The sequence below is a fragment of the Sutcliffiella sp. NPDC057660 genome (genome assembly GCF_042800035.1).
Classification (GTDB): Bacteria; Bacillota; Bacilli; order Bacillales; family Bacillaceae_I; genus Sutcliffiella_A.
On record NZ_JBHVHV010000040.1, the window covers coordinates 1 to 1,966 of the forward strand.

Annotated in this window: 1 protein-coding gene; it reads right to left on the reverse strand. The window is 41.3% G+C overall.

All coding sequences use genetic code 11. The features are described 5' to 3' along the window. A partial coding sequence (ltrA, locus tag ACFVAD_RS24195; RefSeq protein WP_386646452.1) for a group II intron reverse transcriptase/maturase occupies positions 1-1,251 on the reverse strand: 1,251 nt, incomplete at its 3' end. Positions 1,252-1,966: the final 715 nt, after the last annotated feature.

Here is a 1,966-nt window from a genome sequence, read left to right on the forward strand (position 1 = left end):
CCCAATCGGACGCAGTCGGTTGTACAGGAATGACTTTAAATCATATGCAAGACGTGTGAACACTAGGTTTACATGAGTCGCTCGCTTGAAGTAATGATGGATGCCTAAAACAAAACTATTATACCGTTGAACGTTTTGGGAAGTGGGCGAAGCCTTTATCTTACGGATAAGCTTTTTTGCCTCTTGTTTAATTTTCCTTCTTTTCTTATGGATAATGCTAGTATGCGCTACCCTTTTCTTTCCCTTTTTGTTCGCACGAATAGTAAACCCTAGAAATTCAGAATCCCTTTTGCGCAGATTCACAATCTGAGATTTCTCGGAAGAGATATCCAGACACAGTCTTTCTTTTAAGTAACGGCGTATTGCATGGTACCATCGGAGGGCAGCTTTTCCATCTCGACATAGTACCTTGAAGTCGTCCGCGTAGCGGACGAGGTACCCTTCCTTTAAATTGGAACGTTTCTTTGCATAACGTTCCCCAACTTTTGATTGATATGGTTTCGTGAGCGGAAAGAACTCCCATTGACCGGCGACCCATTGGTCCAAGTCATTCAGCACGATATTAGATAGGAGAGGTGATAGTATTCCACCTTGCGGTGTCCCTTTCTTAGGAACTCCTTCTCCATCTATCTCTGCTTTAATCATTTTGGATATGCAGGCAAGAACTTTTCTATCCTCAATACCTAGGTTCCATAGTTGTTTAATTAATCTTGTATGGTTGACATTGTCAAAGAAACTTTTAATATCAATATCTACTACAAAGTGCAGTTGTGCTTGATTAATCAAATATTGTATTCTTGCCATCGCATGATGAGCAGACCGAAGGGGTCTAAAGCCGTAACTATGTTTATAGAACTTTGCTTCCGCAATAGGTTCGAGAACCTGTTTGAAGCTTTGTTGAATAATTCTATCAAGAATACACGGAATACCAAGTGGTCTCCATTTCCCATTATCCTTTTCAATCCATTCTCTTCTGACTTTCTTGGGTTGGTAGTTTTGTAGTTTCATCTTCACTTCAGTGACGAGTTCATTTTCCGTAATTTCTTTTAAATCTGCGATGGTTTTTCCATCGGTACCTGGTGTCATAGAACCTCTATTTGATTTAATCGTACGAAAAGCAAGCAATATATTTTCTCGTGAAGTGACGATATTATATAGGAAGGAAAATGATTTTCCATCCTTAGCTTTTTCATACAAATCTGTGTACGTCTCGGTCATATTGTAATAGTCCCAATATCGTAGCGTTGGCACTGTGGCATCCCTCCTAATGAAGTGATGTTCCCACATTCTTACCTGATCGGTGCCATTCACGTTAGGAAAATAATCTTTTCAATCAGTAGACTTGGGGCTGTTCCTCCACTCCCATTACAGAAGCTTCATTAGTCGTACCCCTACCCTCACAAGGATGAATGCTTTTCATAAAAAACTTATAGCAACCGTTTTAGGTGACAGCCCTTGTATCAACGTTCCTTGCTTTCCAAGTACCTTACAACGTAGCTATCTATTCTAGAGTTAGGTGCTTCCTTTAAGCCTGTGAGCTTGATACCGCCATTGTTCGGTATAGCGTATTTCAGAGGGCGCAATTTTACTCCACACCACTCACCCCATCGTAAGATGGGACATAAGTTTCCTTATGTTCAATCTTTAGACCCTTACCTTCGGAAGTTCGTCAGTTCCTATCTCAAAGAACGATTCTCACCTTATCTAGTTTTTCAGCCGTGCGGCATATCCGTTGGCATACCTTTTCTATTAGAATGGCTTCAGCCTTCGTTCTGCCGAATCTACCTGTGCTTCACACCCTATGGTCTGTCATCCATAACGCATGCAGGAGTATTGACGGGATGGTTTCAGAATACATGGTTTCATCATTCCCATCCTCCGTTGTAAAGTTGAAGTTAATCTAGTAAACCTCCTGTATTTTCACGCTCGAAAGCGTTTATAACAGAACTTGTCGCGCGCGCCCGAT